Annotated in this window: 18 protein-coding genes and 1 tRNA gene; 3 read left to right on the plus strand and 16 right to left on the minus strand. The window is 69.2% G+C overall.

The genetic code is table 11. The features are described 5' to 3' along the window. Positions 1-4: 4 nt before the first annotated feature. The 12 genes from QF027_RS23465 to QF027_RS23520 all read right to left on the minus strand — a co-directional run bounded on the left by QF027_RS23465 (position 5) and on the right by QF027_RS23520 (position 6,329). Complete coding sequence (locus QF027_RS23465) at positions 5-322, minus strand: hypothetical protein (RefSeq protein WP_307076881.1); 318 nt, start codon at positions 320-322, stop codon at positions 5-7. Further along, positions 322-651 carry a helix-turn-helix domain-containing protein gene (locus QF027_RS23470; RefSeq protein WP_307076883.1) on the minus strand — a complete coding sequence of 110 codons (330 nt, stop codon included), beginning with the start codon at positions 649-651 and terminating at the stop codon, positions 322-324. Before QF027_RS23470 ends, QF027_RS23465 begins: the two co-directional genes overlap by 1 nt. Before the next feature lie 71 nt (positions 652-722). After that, complete coding sequence (locus tag QF027_RS23475; protein WP_307076885.1) at positions 723-857, minus strand: hypothetical protein; 135 nt, start codon at positions 855-857, stop codon at positions 723-725. Positions 858-1,106: 249 nt separating this feature from the next. Then, a complete protein-coding gene (locus QF027_RS23480; protein WP_307076887.1) occupies positions 1,107-1,463 on the minus strand; it encodes a WhiB family transcriptional regulator in 357 nt (118 codons plus the stop codon). Next, the gene (locus QF027_RS23485; protein WP_307076889.1) at positions 1,463-1,702 is read right to left on the minus strand and encodes a hypothetical protein; all 240 of its coding nucleotides are present in this window, start codon (positions 1,700-1,702) and stop codon (positions 1,463-1,465) included. The genes QF027_RS23480 and QF027_RS23485 overlap by 1 nt, the downstream gene beginning before the upstream one ends. After that, positions 1,699-1,911, minus strand: coding sequence for a hypothetical protein (locus QF027_RS23490; RefSeq protein WP_307076891.1), 213 nt, complete (start codon positions 1,909-1,911; stop codon positions 1,699-1,701). The genes QF027_RS23485 and QF027_RS23490 overlap by 4 nt, the downstream gene beginning before the upstream one ends. Then, entirely contained in the window at positions 1,908-2,351 is a 444-nt protein-coding gene (locus tag QF027_RS23495) for a winged helix-turn-helix domain-containing protein (RefSeq protein ID WP_307076893.1), read from the minus strand. Before QF027_RS23495 ends, QF027_RS23490 begins: the two co-directional genes overlap by 4 nt. Next, positions 2,348-2,959, minus strand: a complete 612-nt coding sequence (locus tag QF027_RS23500) for a hypothetical protein (protein WP_307076895.1) — start codon at positions 2,957-2,959, stop codon at positions 2,348-2,350. The genes QF027_RS23495 and QF027_RS23500 overlap by 4 nt, the downstream gene beginning before the upstream one ends. Further along, entirely contained in the window at positions 2,956-3,678 is a 723-nt protein-coding gene (locus QF027_RS23505) for a hypothetical protein (RefSeq protein WP_307076897.1), read from the minus strand. The genes QF027_RS23500 and QF027_RS23505 overlap by 4 nt, the downstream gene beginning before the upstream one ends. A 226-nt stretch (positions 3,679-3,904) precedes the next feature. After that, positions 3,905-4,852: a recombinase RecT gene (locus tag QF027_RS23510; protein ID WP_307076899.1), complete on the minus strand. Its 948-nt coding sequence runs from the start codon at positions 4,850-4,852 to the stop codon at positions 3,905-3,907. Then, positions 4,852-5,949 carry a YqaJ viral recombinase family nuclease gene (locus QF027_RS23515; RefSeq protein WP_307076901.1) on the minus strand — a complete coding sequence of 366 codons (1,098 nt, stop codon included), beginning with the start codon at positions 5,947-5,949 and terminating at the stop codon, positions 4,852-4,854. Before QF027_RS23515 ends, QF027_RS23510 begins: the two co-directional genes overlap by 1 nt. A gap of 86 nt (positions 5,950-6,035) precedes the next feature. Beyond that, complete coding sequence (locus QF027_RS23520) at positions 6,036-6,329, minus strand: helix-turn-helix domain-containing protein (RefSeq protein WP_307076903.1); 294 nt, start codon at positions 6,327-6,329, stop codon at positions 6,036-6,038. A 349-nt stretch (positions 6,330-6,678) separates the two neighbouring features. Here QF027_RS23520 and QF027_RS49655 point away from each other — a divergent pair, with 349 nt between their 5' ends. The 3 genes from QF027_RS49655 to QF027_RS23535 all read left to right on the plus strand — a co-directional run bounded on the left by QF027_RS49655 (position 6,679) and on the right by QF027_RS23535 (position 8,429). Beyond that, complete coding sequence (locus QF027_RS49655) at positions 6,679-6,954, plus strand: hypothetical protein (RefSeq protein WP_373432429.1); 276 nt, start codon at positions 6,679-6,681, stop codon at positions 6,952-6,954. A 123-nt stretch (positions 6,955-7,077) separates the two neighbouring features. Then, on the plus strand, positions 7,078-8,121 hold the full coding sequence (locus tag QF027_RS23530) for a hypothetical protein (protein WP_307076907.1): 1,044 nt from the start codon (positions 7,078-7,080) through the stop codon (positions 8,119-8,121). Between the two features lie 41 nt (positions 8,122-8,162). Continuing rightward, positions 8,163-8,429 carry a hypothetical protein gene (locus QF027_RS23535; RefSeq protein WP_307076909.1) on the plus strand — a complete coding sequence of 89 codons (267 nt, stop codon included), beginning with the start codon at positions 8,163-8,165 and terminating at the stop codon, positions 8,427-8,429. A gap of 189 nt (positions 8,430-8,618) precedes the next feature. On the opposite strand, the gene QF027_RS23540 is transcribed toward QF027_RS23535, so the two are convergent. The 4 genes from QF027_RS23540 to QF027_RS23555 form a co-directional block, all read right to left on the minus strand. Next, a tRNA-Lys gene (locus QF027_RS23540) sits at positions 8,619-8,694 on the minus strand. Between the two features lie 98 nt (positions 8,695-8,792). After that, complete coding sequence (locus tag QF027_RS23545) at positions 8,793-10,328, minus strand: amino acid permease (RefSeq protein WP_306979286.1); 1,536 nt, start codon at positions 10,326-10,328, stop codon at positions 8,793-8,795. A gap of 63 nt (positions 10,329-10,391) precedes the next feature. Beyond that, positions 10,392-13,487, minus strand: a complete 3,096-nt coding sequence (locus QF027_RS23550; protein WP_307076911.1) for an FG-GAP repeat domain-containing protein — start codon at positions 13,485-13,487, stop codon at positions 10,392-10,394. A 217-nt stretch (positions 13,488-13,704) separates the two neighbouring features. Beyond that, complete coding sequence (locus QF027_RS23555) at positions 13,705-15,831, minus strand: DEAD/DEAH box helicase (protein ID WP_307076913.1); 2,127 nt, start codon at positions 15,829-15,831, stop codon at positions 13,705-13,707. Positions 15,832-15,965: the final 134 nt, after the last annotated feature.

Below are 15,965 nucleotides of genomic sequence, written 5' to 3' on the forward strand. Positions count from 1 at the left end.
AGGATCACCGGCCACCTCCGACGCGCCCATCTCGGTCACGGAAACGCTCGTCGAGATGGATGACGCCGAGGCAGCGGGTCATCGGCTCGTCGCTCTGCTGTCCCTCGCACGTGGCCACGTGGGGCTTGTGCAGCTTCTCGTAGGGAGCGACCGGCAGTTCCTCCGTTGGCCGACGCGAGAGCCACGTGCCCCGCCCGTCCCGGGAGACGGCCGTGTTGCCGTCCGGGTGCGGCTCGGCGTCGACGGCGAGCCGCTTCCTGCCCTCGGTGATGGTCCACCGGATTGCGGCGCCACAGACCCCGCAGTTCGAGGGGCTGAGCATCAGGCCGCCGCCTTTCGGGGCCGCCCGTGCTGGTCGCGCATCTCGACGCCGGCCGCGAGGAGGCGCGTCCGTATGAACGCGTACCCGTACCCGGTGCGCTTCTGGATGGCACGGATGCTCAGGCCGCGCCCGAACTGGCCGGCCCGGTACAGGACCGCGAGGTGCTCGGCGAGCGGGTCGGCCTCCATGGGACGGCCACCGCTGGCGCGGAGCTCCACCCCGGCGGCCAGCAACTCCCGCCGAGCAGTCGCGTAGCTACGGCCGAGCTCCTCGGCCACGCTGCGGATACCCAGGCCCTCCTCGTAGAGAGCAGCGACGTCCACGGACACGAACGAACCTTTCTGCACTGGTGGATCTGAAGCTGGAGCCGCCCAGTTGCGGCCCAGGCCGGGTGAAGGGGTCAGGCCCAGAAGACGAAGGCCACGGCCAGCCCAAGCACGGGCGACCACGGGCCGACGACCGGTATGAACGCGGTCCCGGCCCAGGTCGCGACGCCGAACGACAGGCCGACCATGAACTTGCGGAACGCCTTCACGGCACCGCCTTTCCTGAAGTGCTGCGCGCGTTTCGTGCGCGCGGGTCTATGAGTTGGGTCCGCTCCGCGTACTCCTGCGCGGCGTACGCCTGCTTGCGCGCCCTGTGCGTCTCGGCACAGGTCTTGTGGGATGGGCGGCCCTCCTCGTCGCGGAGGTTGGTCGGCCCCTTGCAGTACCGGCACGGCCGTCGCCATTCGGCCCAGTGGGATTTCGCGTTCGACCAGTCGAGAACTCCGCTCGCCGGTAGGTCAGGCAGCGTCGGCCGCTTCGCCCGCGCCATCGCCGCCCTCCTCCCGTCTGCGGTCGTCCCGGCGGCGAGCACGCCGCTGCTGCCGTCGCCGGAACGTCTTCCGCTCGTCCTTGTCCAAGCCGCCCCAGACGCCGTTCGGCTCCGGCCGTTCAAGAGCCGCTTCAAGGCACGCCTCGATCACCGGGCACCCAGCACAGACCGCCTTCGCTTCCCTGGTGACGAGCAGCACCAGCCCTTTGGGGAAGTCCTCGGGGAAGAAGATCGAGCGGTCGTCCAACTCGCGGCAGGCGGCCCGGTCGGACCAGTGCGGAGCACGCGAGAGGGTGTCGGGCGCGTAGCGGCTGGGACGAGGCATCAGCCGTCGTCCCCCACGCCCGCGTAGGTCACCGGCTGGAACACGATCGTGTCCTCGTCGACGGCAGGCGGCGCCACCACCTCCCCCGGCTCGGACCGGCCGGGGCGCGGCCGACGGTGCTTGCCCGTCGGCCGCAGCCACAGCCACGCCCACACGTGCACGCCCGGGGCCAGGAACAGCAGCCACCACCAGCTGAGGTTTTCGGCGATCCAGATCAGAACCTCCAGGGCCGTCTTCATCCCTCGGCCTCCCGCCAGCTCATGACGGTCTTCTCCGTGACGCCGAGGAGCTTCGCGACGCTGCGCGCTGACTCCTTTGAGTGCCTAGCCGCGTACCGCAGCTCTTCCGGCTCCAGCGCCGTGTGCGGCAACGTCCCCTTCAGGACCCGCTGAACGGCCACCTTGTCGATGCCGTGCTCCCATGTGGCGAAGTCCGCCAGGCTGTTCACGCCGCTTCACCGGCCTTCGCCGCTTCGCGCATGATCCGGTCCTGTTGGTGCTCACCAGCGACGCAGCCCGGGATCTTGCACGACCGGGTCACGTACCCTTCCGGCTCGCGCCCGTTGTGTAGCCGGAACGCCACCCGGTACGCGGTCTGGATGGCCGTCCGGTACCGAACCACGGGCGTCCCTGACTTCTCCCGCGGGCCGGTCCACCGCCGGTGACCGCCATCGACAGGTTCGGACTGCTGGGTGAACGCCTCTTCCCATGAGCGGTAGGCCGCGCGCCGGCCGCGCACGTACGAGGGCAACCCGGCCCGCTTACGCACCTCGTCGACCCGCCGGTCACTGATGCCGAGCCTTTGAGCAACGGCTCGATTCGACACGTCTTCTTCGGCGAGCAGCGCCCGAAGTATCTGCTCGTCGCTGACCTCGACGATCGTGGTCATTGCTCCACCTCCGGCCACGTGGCGTTCTCGACTGCGGCGCGATGCGCCTTGGGCATTCCGGTGATCGGGGCGAGCAGCCAGTCACGGCCAGCGGCCATGAGCGTCACGGCGTCGCACGCGTTGTCGTTGCCGCCAGTGCGCCACTGCGGCCACCGGCGGGCGACGGCGTCGACGACGGCCGTCTTCGGCCCCGACCCCTTGCCGGTCGCGTACAAAATCCGCTGGTTCGGGGACATGAGGCCGACGGGGATCTCGGCGTCAGTGAGCCGCTCGAAGATCCGCCACCACAGCCAGCCACGCTCATGCGCTCCGCCGCCGGACCTGGACAGAGCCGCCGCCTCGATGACTGCCAGGTCCGGGCGGCCGATCGCTTCCGTCGCCGCGTCCAGGACGCGCCGCATGTGGAAGAGCCGCACTCCGTGCGGGAGCTTGGTGATCGGGTTCTTCTTGTCCTCGTAGCCGATCACCCGGCACCACCCCATCGAGGAGGCGAGGCCGGTAGCCGACAGCGAGAGGTCAACCCCGACGACGTTCGGGCCGGGAGCGATCTCGGCCGTTGGCTCCGGATCAGATGCGAACAGGTGGATGCTCTTCATCTTGTGCGTCACCGGGCACCGCTCTTCATGATCCGCAGCGGGCGCACCGCGGCGTAGTCCTCGGTGACCTGCTCGGGCATCTGGATTCGCGTGAGCACCAGGTCGTCGGGGTCGGCGACGCCGAGGTTCACCTTCGCGTCCAGGTGGCGGCCCGGCAGGTCGCCCAGCTTCAGGCCCCCGGCCTGCGCGAGGAAGTCGGCGAGGACTGTGACCTCACGCTCCATGTGCCAGCCGAGGACGACGACCTTCGCCGTCCGCGTCTTCAGGTCGACCGAGTTCACGTAGACGGCGCTGGTGTAGCGCGGCTCTTCGAGGGCCAGCAGATACCGGCGGCCCAGCTGCGTGATCCGCCACGAGTCCTCGCTGCCGTCCGCATACCGGCGAGCACGCAGTCCGCGCAGTTCGTCGGTGGGGTCCTGGAACGAGTCGCCGCCGGCCAGGGCCCGCAGCACATGCGCCGCCGCCTTCGGCAACGGCTGCTCGGTCGCGTGCTTCACGACGCGGATCTGCGCAATCCGCCACGCGTGCGTGCCGCGCGTTGTCTCCGCCGAGCACGGGCACGCGGAGACGATGGCGACCGTCTCCGAGTCGGCCACATGACCGTGGCACTGCATCACGCTGGTCCGGCCCTTCTCACATAAGCGGGCCGAGCAGCACGGGCAGTTGGGGCAAGGAGCCTGCGCTGGGCGCAGATACTCAGGCCCGAACGGCTCGTTGTCGGTGATCGTCATGAGTCCTGTCCTGGGGTTTCATGTCCGCAGCGGAAGCACTTTTGGGAGCCGTCCACACGCATCGCGTGCGGAGTCCGGCGCTTCTCGCGCGGGCAGTCAGCGAAGTCAGCTATGTCGGCGCGGCCTTCCGCCCACAGCGCGGGCAGCGCCAGTACGGAGGGAGCCGGCGCGGGGGCCGGGCCCGCGAACAGTGCGCGAGCCCGGCCCAACCAGGCGGCGAGCACGCCTACCGCCTCTTGTTCCTGTCGCGGTTGCGGCGCCTCGGCTTCGCCGGGCCCCGCGCCTTGACCGCCAGGCGGGGCGCCGGAACGTCCTGTGACGCCTCGGCCGCCCGCGCGGCCTGCCGCGCCTCCGCCTCCAGCGCGGCCGTGTCCCGGTCGACGGCCGCGAGGATCTGCGGCTTGCCGTCCTCGGCGGCCTGCTCGACCGCGATCAGGGCCCGCAGCTCAGCGCTCTTGGGCGCCAGCTTCACCAGGCGCCGAATCGCTGTCTTCAGGTGCATTCGGTCGAACCGGGTGTGCCACAGCGAGTTCTTCTCGCCGTTCGCCTCCGCCCGCTGGTACGCCTTGGAGTGCTCGTCGCGGATCTCCTCCGCTTCCTCCAGCGTGACGACCGCGACGTTCGACCGGGCGCCGCCCTCCAGCCACGCGAACGCGTACGCGAACAGTGGCCTGCGGTCCTTCTTCGACGCCAGCACGTTCGGCCTGTGCACGAAGTCCTCACCGACGCGGGCCGTCGGCACGAACTCGTAGTCGTCGCCCTCATACACCAGGTTCGCGATGACCGACTTCACCAAGCCCGACCGGTACATCAGCTCGACGTAGCCCTCGTAGGTGGCGAGGAAGGTCGCGATCCGGTCGTCGGCGGTGATGACCGCCTGCTGGCCGTCGGGGACCAGCCCGAACCGGGCGGCCGTGATGACGGCCTGCATCACGCTCGCCGGCGTGCACTTCCGCAGCTTCGGCAGAACGGGGCGGAGCGACGCGAGGAACAGGTCCACGCTGACGTGCTTCGGCAACGCGGCCTCGATGTCGGCCCGGTACTGCTCGATGTCGTGGCCGTGCCCGGCGGGCGTCTCCTCGACGTCGTCCGCTCGGTCGGGCCGGATGTCGTCGGTGCTGGCGACCGCCGCTGCCCGTTGCTGGACGCGTTCCTTCAGAGTGGTCAGGGCCATCACAGCTCCTTAGCGGGCACGCGCAGGACCCTCGCGCGGCACGCCTCGTACTCGGCGGGGTACTTCTCCTTGATCAGGTCCATGTCGAGGACCTCGACCGTCTTCCGGCACTGGGCGGCAATGGCCGGATACTCCTTCTCCAACTGCTTCGCCGAGAACGTCCCGTTGGGGACGTACGACCAGGCCTTCTTGCCATCGACCTCGGCGACTCCTGCGGCGCCGCACACAAGGCGCATCTCGTTCTCGACCGTGGTCTTCTGGTCGTCCAGTTCCTTGATCTGAGCGGCCAGCGCTGCGCGCCGCTTGCGCAGCTTCTCCGCCTTCAGGCGGGGCACGTCGATGACGTGCGTCGGCTTGACGTTCCACAGGCGGCCGAGGAGTTCCTTCGTCGCCTCCAGACCGTCAGCGGGGGGAGGGAATCCCTCAACGATGTGCCGCCGGTACCAGCGCCCGCACACGTCGATCAGGGTCGCGATCAGCTCCTCGTCCCGCTCGATGCGGTGGTAGCGGAGCGTGTTGCCGCCGACGAGGGCGACGGCCCAGCCGTACGGCCAGCCGCCGACGGCCATGTTCCAGTGGACCTGGAGCGCGGGCGCGTCGGGCACGCCGTCTTCCCAGTCGGCCAACTGGTAGGCGCTGCGGTTCTTCAGCTCGACCGGGGCGAGGACAGCGCCGGTCTCCGGGTCGAGGGCGTACCTGTCGACGTTGGACCGCATCCACGGTCGGTCGATGTTCGCGAGCATTCCCGGCGTCGGCACTGCCGGGATGCCGGTCCGCTTCGTGAACAGGTGGGCAATGAAGTCCTCGATCTCAAGGCCGACTTCGGCGTACTCGCTCAGCTCGGCGCCCATCGGGACGGGCCGGCCGTGCTTCTCCTCGTAGACGTGGCGGGGACCCTGGTACTTATTGAGGCCGAGGATCTTCGCGACCTCGGACCCGCCGATGCCGCTGCGGCGAACGTGTTCCCACTGGGCCCGGTACTCGGGGTCGTTCAGGTCACCAGCAGGCAGCAGCAGCCGCGCCGTCGGCGCCCCGTACGCGACGGCGTCCGAAGTGGCCTCGGCCGGTGTCCACGGTTGGCTAGCCTGTTGAGGCAACGTTCCTTCTCCTTCGTTGGATCGTTCGGAAGATCGAGGCCGTCGAGCTGTGCTGAGCTCGGCGGCCTCGCCGCGTGCAGGCGCCTTCACGACGCCTGCCGCTCCATGGCCACGGGCGGCTCGTCGTCGAGCCGGGTCACGCCGGAGCTGGGTTGCAGGTCCGAGACCGGACAGCCGATGACGCGCGCCATCGCGCGCAGCCGCTCAGGGGTCGCGTTGCGTCGGCCCGCCTCGATGTCACAGAGCAGCTGGAAGCTGAACCCGCACTCCTCAGCCAGGGCCTTCTGCGTCAGTCCGGCGTTCTCCCGTGCGCGTGTCACCGCCTCGGGCGAATGGTGAAAGGGCGCGCCTTTGCGGCGTCGCATGCGGGGGGTGTTCATGCGCACAGACTATGCGTAGTGGCGCGTAGTTTGAACATTGCGTGCGTAGTTTGCATTAGATGTGACGTCAGTCACACAATGGCTTGCCGGATTCCGTCAGTTCTTGCCGTCGCGTAGCGCAGTACTGCGTAGTTATGCGAACCTTCGCCATATGGACGCAAAGACACCACAGCCGCCCGCCGAGGCCGTGCTCATCAAGGAGGCTGTCCGCCGAGCCCGCCTATCAGGGCGGGAAGCGGCACGGAGGGCCGGGCTAAGCGAGACCCGATGGCGGCAGATCGTCAACGGCTATCAGGACGTCGGAGGTATGCGTATCCCAGTGACTGCCCCTGACGAGACACTGGTTCGCATGGCGGAAGTCGTCAGCCTCACGCCGGAGCAGCTCCGGCAGGCCGGCCGCAGCACCGCCGCGGACCTCCTCGACGAACTCGCTGCACCGCCGACGGCCGCGAGCACGCCGGGCGCACCCGCGAGCAATGATCAGGTCGAGGCGATCGCGGCGCTGTTGGCCACCCTCACCCCTGAGGCGCGGGATCAGGTGCTGAGCCGTTTCGACCGTTCGGCAGCGGGCGAGACTGGCCCTGCGGACACCTCGGAGGACACCAGGCGCCGCAGGGCTGGATAAAGCGCTCTAGTAACCGAACGTCACGTTATGATCACGAAGGTTACTCGTTAGTAGAATCCAGTTATGTGAAAGATCGATCATTAGCCCCTCAAAGCAACGCAATAGTTACGAAGAGGGGCACACGTGGTTGAAGTTGTGCTGGCTGGCGTCCTCGGCGCCGCAGTCCTGGCGATCGTCCTGCTCTACCAGAGTGGCCAAAAACAGAAAACTCGCCTGACGAAACTCGAAGCCGACCTCGCCGCAGAGAAGATCGCCCGCATCGCGCAGCAACGGATACCGCTCCCCCCATCGGTCGCCGCCGCCGAGGACGAGCCCGAGCCCGCGCGACGTAAGCAGCACCTGGCGCTCTACTTAGGCGGCGGAGTGGCCGCCTTCCTCGCCTCCCTCGGCCGTCTCCGCACCATCGCTCGCGGACGCCGAGCCACGGTAGTCACCGCAGCCGCCAGCTCTGTCCTCATCGCCACCAGCGCCGTCGCTTACTACGCGAACGCCGGCGGCGAAGAGACTCCAGACTCGACCTCGCCCGCCCCGTCGGCGACCGCCCCCGGCTTCGTCGACAGTGACGCCCAGAGCCAGCCAGGCTCAGACGACCAGGGCCTCCAAGACAGCAAGGGGGACACCAAAGGCGGCCCGCGCAACATCAGCAACTACAAGATCATCGGCTCCGACGCGGGGCAACCGCCGGAGACCACACCGAGCAGCGAGGCGGCTCCCCCCGGCTGGGGAACGGAAACACCGGCCGCACCGCATACCCCCGACAAGCCTGCGACGCCGAACCCAACGAACTCTCCGGAAGCCCCCAGCGAGACCCCACCTGAGACGACGCCAGTGCCAGCGCCGAGCAATCCAGGGCCAGTGAAGCCTGCCGAGCTCACGGTCGGGAAGGTACAGCGCGCGCAGACCGATAAGCGGTGGTGCGAGGACGTGACCGTGGAGTTCCGCAACACCGGCGGTTCGCCGGTGACGTCCGGCATGGTCACCTTCGGGACGCACATCATCGACCTGTTCGGCACCGACTGGAAGACGATCAACCAGACCCGCGAACTGTCCACGCCCATCCCGGCCGGAGGGTGGGTCGACCGCACGTGGACGCTGTGTGTGGACTCCTGGCGGGTGCCGGCGGGCTGGCTCATCGAGACCCGGGACATTGCTGCCGCACTGAACTAGTGCCGCGTCAGACAACGTTGCCCTGCCGATACGGTTTGGGCATGGATGACAGCGGCCAGCCAACTCTTGATGAGATCGAAGATCGCTTCGTTGAACTCGTCGCGGGTCGGCTGTCCCGGGACGAGGCTGACCGTTGGGCGGCGAGGTGGGTGATGGAGGACGGGATCGTCTGGGACGACCTGTCCTGGTGGGCGCTGAACTGCCTCTACGGAATCGATCTCTCCGCAGGCGAGAGCGGCGGCTACCTGCACGACGACGAACAGGTACGGACATGGCTCGCTGAGCTGAGGAAACACCGAGCGAGGTGAAGCAGCCGCAGCGCCGTCCCAGGTCCCGGTCACTGCCAGGGCGAACGTTGCCTGATACGGCGCGGCGCGGATTTACGCTTCGAGCGAGCCACGAGCGAGCCAAAGAGCTTGAGGGCCATGAGAAAGCCCCCGAGTGATCGGGGGCTTCTCTATTCGTGCAGGTCAGGCAACGTCCGTTCCTGCCGACCGTGGTAGGCCCTGTGGGACTCGAACCCACAACCAATGGATTAAAAGTCCACTGCTCTGCCAATTGAGCTAAGGGCCCAGGCGATGTTGCCTCCCCGAGCATAGCGGGACGTGGCCGTGTCTCCGATCGGGTATCGGGGACACGGCCGTGTCGGGGCGGCGGAACGGGGTGGAAGGTCAGGGATCGACCGGTTCGGGGGCGTTCACGCGGGCCGCCTCGCGGGCCCTGGTGCGTTCGTGATCGGGGTTCAGGAACCAGTGGCGGGCCGAGACCGCCCACCAGGTCCAGGCGAAGCCGAGGACGACCAGGACGGCGACCGGAGCGTAGTTGAAGGTCTCCCAGGTGACCGGGGAGACCTGCGGAAGCATGAACAGCACCGTGATGACGGCGACCCACGCCACCGAGACCACGCCGATCGCACGCGACCAGCGGCCCAGGTGCCACGGTCCGCGGTCGAAGGCGTCACCCTTGCGCAGCCGCAGCAACGTCGGGATGACGTAGGCGATGTACAGCCCGATCACCGCGACGGACGTCACCGCCGCATAGGCCGTGTAGTTGATCAGGTACGGCAGCCCGAGCAGCAGTGCCCCCGCCGCGGCCAGCCACACCGCCGCCACCGGCGTCCGGGTGCGGGGGCTCACCGTGTGCCACACGTGCGAGAACGGCAGTGCGCCGTCGCGCGAGAAGGCGTAGATCATGCGGCTGTTGGCGGTCACCGAGGCCATCCCGCAGAACAACTGGGCGCCGATGACGACCAGCAGCAGGAGCTTGCCGGCCGTGGCGCCGAGCGCGTCGAGGAGGATCTGGGCCGGCGGCGCGCCCGTCGGCGACGACAGCGCCCCGTCGTACGACTGGATCGCGAACGTGAAGCCCAGCAGCAGGACGAAGCCCGCTATCCACGACGTCCAGATCGACTGGACGATGCCCTTCGGGCCGGCCGTCGACGCGTCGTGGGTCTCCTCGGTCATGTGGGCCGAGGCGTCGTAGCCGGTGAAGGTGTACTGGGCCATCAGAAGACCGAGCAGGACCACGTAGAAGCCGCTGCCCCAGCCCGTGTTGTTCACGAACTCGCCGAAGACGAAGGACGCCGACTGGTGGTGGTCCGGGGCGAAGGTGAGGGCTCCGACGATCACCGCCACGCCGACCACGTGCCACCACACGCTCACGCTGTTCAGCAGGGCCACGATCCGTACGCCGAAGGTGTTCAGCAGGCCGTGCAGGATCAGGATCGCGGCGAACAGCAGCACGGTCCGGCCGGGCGTCACCTCGAAGTCGAACTGCAGGTTCAGATAAGCCCCGAGGAACGACGCGGCGCCGAAGTCGATGCCCGCCGTGACCGCCACCTGGCCGAGCACGTTGAACCAGCCCGTGAACCACGCCCAGGCGGCCGCGGTACGGGGCGGCGCCAGGCGGTGGGCCCAGAAGTACAGGCCCGCGGACGTCGGGTACGCCGAACAGATCTCGGCCATCGACAGCCCGACGAACAGGGTCATCAGGCCCACGGCGACCCAGCCCCAGGTGATCACGGCCGGACCGCCCGTGTTCATGCCGAAGAGGTAGAGGGTCAGGCAGCCCGACAGCACCGAGATGATGGTGAAGGAGACCGCGTAGTTGGAGAACGCCGACATGCGGCGGGCGAGGACCTGCGTGTAGCCGAGCTGGGCAAGCCGTTCTTCGTCGGAGAGCCCACTCACTCTGTCGTCATCTGTCATGCCCCCAGCGATTCCCATCCCGGGGGCGTGACACACGTCACAACTTGGCTGAGAAGAGCCCTTCTAGAAAAGCCCCTTGTAGCCCTGCCAGCCGCTCGCGATCTTCGTCCGCGCCCCGAACGACCCCTTGCCGTCCCCGTTGTTGCGCCAGACGTTCCCGCCGCTGTCCCGGGAGACCAGGTCGGCCTTGCCGTCCCCGGTGATGTCGCCGACGCCGACGATCACGTTGTACGAGCCGCCCCAGTTGGTGAACAGCTTCACCCGCGCCGTGAACGTGCCGTTGCCCTTGCCGTAGTACCGGTACAGGTTGTTCGACTTGTCCTGCGCGAGCAGGTCGCCGATGCCGTCGCCGTTCAGGTCCCCGGCGCCCACGATCTTCTTGTACGTCTTCCAGTTGTCGTAGAGCTTCACCCGCGCCGACAGCTTGCCCGTGCTCGTCCCCTTGTAGAGGTACACGGCCCCGGTCGAGGAGTTCCGCGCGATCAGGTCCGGGAGCCCGTCCTTGGTCACATCACCGGGCGCGGTCAGCACGTCGTACTGGTTCCAGCCGGACGTGCCCAGCGAGGTGTACGGCGTCGACGACTTCAGCGCGGCACCGCACCCCGGTCGGTAGGCGCGCAGGGCGCCGCTGCTCAGCCGCACCAGAACGTCGTTGCACCGGTCCCCGCTGAGGTCCCCGAACGGCACCGCCCTGACCGAGGTCGCCCAGCCGCCGCCGCTCACCTTCCCGGAGAACGTGCCCTTGCCGTTGCCCTGCTGGAAGGTCAGCGCGCCGGAGGAGTTGAGGGTGAGGAGCTCGCCGAAGCCGTCGTCGCCCACGTGGTCGCGACGGACCGCCGTGCCCTTCACCAGCTTGACCGTGCCGGTCACCGTCAGCGGGGCGCCGACGCCGTCCGCCGGCGTGACGGTGACGGTCCAGTCGTAGGAACCGTTCGGCAGGTACGCGTCCCCGGTCCCCTTGGGGTCGAGACCGCTCCAGCCGACGGTCAGCTCACCCCGCGCGGCCGTGCCGTCCACGTTGTCACCGTAGACCTTGCCGGTCGCACGGTTGCGCACCGTGACGTCCCAGCCGGAGGACGGCTTCGACAGCAGCAGGGTGGTCAGGGTGTCGGGGGTTGTGTCGAACGTGTGCGCCTCGACGGACGACGCCTTGGCGGCCGGGGCGAGCAGCCGCAGCGGCTGCTGCGGCACGCCGGACGGCACGAGGTGCACCTGCTCCTGCTCGTCGACGTAGGCAGCGTTCGCGCCGGACTCGTCGACGGTCCAGCGCACGTCCCTCTGCGAGGTCCCGGTGTCAGGCAGATCGCCGATGACCCGGCTCGCGGCCGTGCCCTCGGCGAACGTCGTCAGCGTCAGCTTCCCGGCCCGCTTGTCGTGCGAGACGACGAACCCGTCGCCGAGCTTGGCCTCGTCGGCGGGCACGGCCACGGACCTGCCCGCCGTACGGTCGTACACGCCGGCCCGGCCGTCACAGGTCCAGTACAGGTAGCGGCCGAGTGCCTGGAGTTCGGTGGGCACGCAGCCGGCGTCCGTCCTCACCGTCTCGACGGTCTTCTTCGTCGTCAGGTTGTACGCCATTACCTCACCGGCGTTCGCCCCCGCCGTCCAGAGGATCTCGCCGTCGAGGGCGGCGGCGCCCGGGGCACGGGTGACCTTGGGACCGGCGCTGTCGCCGAGCTTGAGGACGATCTGCTGGGTCGCGGTCGTGTGGATCACGTACTGGCCGGAGACGTCGGTGATCCGCCCGCCGGCCGGGACGTAGTGCTCCGAGAAGTCGTACGCCTCGGGCCCGTTGGCCCTGATCCGGTCATTGGTGCCGTCGTCCCGCATCAGCCAGACCACACGATTGTCGGCCGTACCGAACACGGCACAGCCGCCCTCCGCGGTCGGACAGGAGTACAGCAGCGAGTCGGTGCCGTCGTAGTCGGAACGCGCCCCGTAGGTGGGCGTCCCCGTGGCGGCGACGGTCCGCAGGTAGACGTCCCGGGTACGGCTCCGGCTGTCGTCGGCGACCAGCAGCCGCCCCTGCTCCAGTGCCAGACCCTGGATCTTGTACGGAGGCTTCGGCAGCGCCTTGACCATGCTCACCACGGGCTTGCCGTCCGCGTCAGGATGGATGCGCTGAATGCCCCAGTCGTCGGCGCCGGTGCGGCCCACGGCGACGGCGTCGCCGTCCGCCGAGGCGGAGACGTCGCCCTGGGAGGAGGCGAGCAAGGTGACCGGGTCGCCGCCCGCGATCGGTACGGCGGTCACCTTGTTGCCGCCGGCCGGACTGTGGACGAGCCAGTCGCCCACCACGGAGAGCTCGTCGGCGGGGTCCAGGGCGCCGACGCCGTCCAAGGCCACCTCGACAGGCGGTGCCGAGAGGTCGGCGCGGGAGTAGACGTACGCCTTCGTGGCGGCGTTGCCCGCGTACTGGACCAGGTAATCGGGCGACAGGACAGCGGAGTTACCGCCGGACAGTGCCGGGGTCCAGCCCTGGGCCCGGCCGGTCTGCGGGTCGACGATCACCGACCGGATGCTGCCGTCGAGCGACGCGCGGAAGACGATGCCGGAGGCGTCGCCCCGCAGCGGCGCACCGATCTGCATGCCCGAGGGCAGGCCGGTGATCGTCAGGTCCCGGGTACCGCCATCGGGTCCCGGGCTCAGCAGATGCCTGACCTTGGTGGTGATCCCGTCCTCGCCGGTGACGTCCTCGTAGGCGACGACCGTGCTGCCGTACACACCGCCGTACACCCCGGCGTACCCCGAGGGCACCTGGATCGTGCTGGTCGTGCCGTCGGCGGCGTCGAACAGCTCGACGCGGCCGTCCTGGTAGCGGCGCGCCAGGACGTCGGTGCCGGTGCCGTTGTCGATCGCCAGGCCGCTGCCGGCCGCGGGCACTGCGACGGACGCACCGTCCGCGTATCGCGTCCACAGCAGTCCCGAGCGGCCCTCCATACGGTGGAAGACGCCCTGGCTGCCCGCGCCTTCTCCCCCGTAGGTGGTTTCGGCGTAGGAGACGGTCGCGACGGTGTACGCGTCGCGGAACGTCGCCGGTACCACCGTCTCCTGCGCGGTGTCGGCGACGGCGGACGACGGCAGCAGCGGGCTCAGACCGGCCACCAGTACGGCGGAAGCGGCGACGAGGCGTAGACGTACGGCGGCATGACGAGCCAAGGAAGACCCTCCCCTGAGAAGGAGACGGACGGCCCACCGGCGCGCGGTGTCCCTGGCCCCCCGGCCATCACACCCGTCTCATAAGTGGGGTGATCTTACCTTCTGTTCATCTTGACGGAGAGCCCTTTCTGTCGGGGCACACACCGGGTGACACGACAAACGCCGTGGCCCCCCGTCAGATACGACGGGGGGCCACGGCGTTCACTTCTCAGAGGCGTCAGCCGTTGCGCTTCCAGCGCGGCTTGTCGTCACGGCGGCCGAAGGTACCGGTGCCGGTACCGGTGCCGGTGGTGCCGCGGTGGTCGTCACGACGGCCGTGCGGGCGGTCGTGGCCGCCGGAGCGGAAACCTCCGCCGGTGGGGCGGTCGCCCTGACGGTCACGGTTGAAGGGGCGGTCGCTGCCCCGGTGGGTGGACGGACGCTCGTCACGACGGTCGCGGCTGAAGCCACCCGAGGGGCGGTCGTCACGGCGGAAGCCACCCGAGGGACGCTCGTCACGACGGTCACGATTGAAACCGCCGGTGGGGCGGTCGTCACGACGGTCGCGGTTGAAACCGCCCGTGGGGCGGTCGTCACGGCGGAAGCCACCCGAGGGACGCTCGTCACGACGGTCACGATTGAAGCCACCGGTGGAGCGGTCGTCACGACGGTCGCGGTTGAAGCCACCGCGGTCGTCACGACGCTCGAAGGAACGGCCACCACGGTCGTCCCGACGGAACCCGCCCCGCTCGCCGTCCCGGCGGTCGCGGTTGAAGCCGCCACGGTCGTCACGACGCTCGAATGAACGGCCACCACGGTCGTCCCGACGGTCGTCACGGCGCTCGTAGTTGCCCCGCTCGTCACGGCGCTGACGCGGCTGCTCGTACGCGGGACGCTCGGCGGGCTGCTCGGCGACGACGGCCTCGGCCGGAGCCTCGGCCACCGCGGCCTGCGCCTCGGCGACCGCCGTCTCCGGGTCCTCACCGCGCTCGCGGGCGGCCCGGGCGACCAGGCGGTCGGCCTCCTCGCGCAGCTCGGTCGCGCGGCGCTGCGCCCGCTCGAGCTCCTTGGTGAGCTGGGCGACCTCGCGCTCGGCCTGCTGAGCCGCGTTGGCCGCGGACTCGGACTGGACCTCGGTCATCGAACGGGCGCCGGTGATCTCGGCGACCTCGGGCTCGAAGGCCGTACCGGAGTTGATGATGTGACGCCCGGCGTCGACGCCCGCGTCCTCCATCAGCCGGAAGATCTGCCGGCGCTGGTGCGGCAGGGACAGGGACACGACCGTGCCGGTGCGGCCCGCGCGAGCGGTACGGCCGGCGCGGTGCAGGTAGTCCTTGTGGTCACCGGCGGGGTCGACGTTCAGGACGAGGTCGATGCCGTCGACGTGGATGCCACGGGCGGCGACGTCGGTCGCGACGAGCGCGTTGACGTAGCCCTTCTTGAAGTCCTCCAGCACACGGGTGCGCGCGCCCTGCGTCATACCGCCGTGCAGCGCGTCGGCCTTCACACCGGAGTCGCACAGCTGCTCGGCGATGCGGTCGGCGCCCAGCTGGGTGCGGACGAAGATGATGGTGCGGCCCTTGCGGGAGGCGATCGCGGCGGTGACCGGCGCCTTGTCCTTGGGCTTCACGATCAGGATGTGGTGCGACATGGTCGTCACGTTGCCCTGGGCGCTGTCGACCTCGTGCGTGACCGGGTTGCTCAGGTAGCGCTTGACCAGCGTGGAGATCTCGTTCTCCATCGTGGCCGAGAACAGCATCCGCTGGCCGCCGACCGGGACCTGGTCGAGCAGCTCGGTGACCTCGGGCAGGAAGCCCAGGTCGGACATCTGGTCGGCCTCGTCGATGACGGCGACCTCGATGTCCTGCAGGGAGCAGGCACCGCGGTTGATGAGGTCGCGCAGTCGGCCCGGGGTGGCGACGAGGATGTCGACGCCGCGCTCCAGGGCGTAGATCTGGTTGCTCATCGACGTGCCGCCGCAGACGACCTTCATCTTGAGGCCGAGGACGTCGCCGTAGGGCTGGAGGGCGTCCGCGACCTGCATCGCGAGCTCACGGGTCGGGGTGAGGATGACGGCGCGCGGCTTGTGCTTCTCGGTGCGGCCACCGGCGAGACGCGTCATGGCCGGCAGACCGAAGGAGAGGGTCTTGCCGGAGCCGGTGCGGCCACGGCCGAGGATGTCCTTGCCGGCCAGGGCGTCCGGGATGGTCGCGGCCTGGATCGGGAAGGGGGTGGTCACGCCGTTCTGGGCGAGCTTGCGCACGACGCCCTCGGGGAGACCGAGGTCCGCGAAGGTGACCTCGGCGGCTTCCTCCGTGCCCTCGTTCTCGGGCACGACGACGTGATCAGTACTGGAAATGGACATGCGTATGCGAAACCTTCCGGAGTCTCGTCGGCACGCGCCCGTCAACTCCGTGATTCGCAATACGACCGCCTCTATGCGGTCAGCCACGGCAAGGGAGAGAACGCGCCACACGGCGCTCTTCTGCTTTGGCGCCG

Origin of the sequence: Streptomyces canus, assembly GCF_030816965.1 — a bacterium.
Classification (GTDB): domain Bacteria; phylum Actinomycetota; class Actinomycetes; order Streptomycetales; family Streptomycetaceae; genus Streptomyces; species Streptomyces canus_E.

Bases quoted from the DNA above. Each gene is read 5' to 3' on its own strand.
- QF027_RS49655 (WP_373432429.1), top strand. From the start codon at position 6,679: ATGGCGGAAGTCGTCAGCCTCACGCCGGAGCAGCTCCGGCAGGCCGGC.
- QF027_RS23520 (WP_307076903.1), bottom strand. From the start codon at position 6,329: ATGAACACCCCCCGCATGCGACGCCGCAAAGGCGCGCCCTTTCACCAT.
- QF027_RS23510 (WP_307076899.1), bottom strand. From the start codon at position 4,852: ATGGCCCTGACCACTCTGAAGGAACGCGTCCAGCAACGGGCAGCGGCG.
- QF027_RS23545 (WP_306979286.1), bottom strand. From the start codon at position 10,328: ATGACAGATGACGACAGAGTGAGTGGGCTCTCCGACGAAGAACGGCTT.
- QF027_RS23480 (WP_307076887.1), bottom strand. From the start codon at position 1,463: ATGCCTCGTCCCAGCCGCTACGCGCCCGACACCCTCTCGCGTGCTCCG.
- QF027_RS23465 (WP_307076881.1), bottom strand. From the start codon at position 322: ATGCTCAGCCCCTCGAACTGCGGGGTCTGTGGCGCCGCAATCCGGTGG.
- QF027_RS23485 (WP_307076889.1), bottom strand. From the start codon at position 1,702: ATGAAGACGGCCCTGGAGGTTCTGATCTGGATCGCCGAAAACCTCAGC.
- QF027_RS23555 (WP_307076913.1), bottom strand. From the start codon at position 15,831: ATGTCCATTTCCAGTACTGATCACGTCGTCGTGCCCGAGAACGAGGGC.
- QF027_RS23505 (WP_307076897.1), bottom strand. From the start codon at position 3,678: ATGACGATCACCGACAACGAGCCGTTCGGGCCTGAGTATCTGCGCCCA.
- QF027_RS23495 (WP_307076893.1), bottom strand. From the start codon at position 2,351: ATGACCACGATCGTCGAGGTCAGCGACGAGCAGATACTTCGGGCGCTG.
- QF027_RS23535 (WP_307076909.1), top strand. From the start codon at position 8,163: ATGGATGACAGCGGCCAGCCAACTCTTGATGAGATCGAAGATCGCTTC.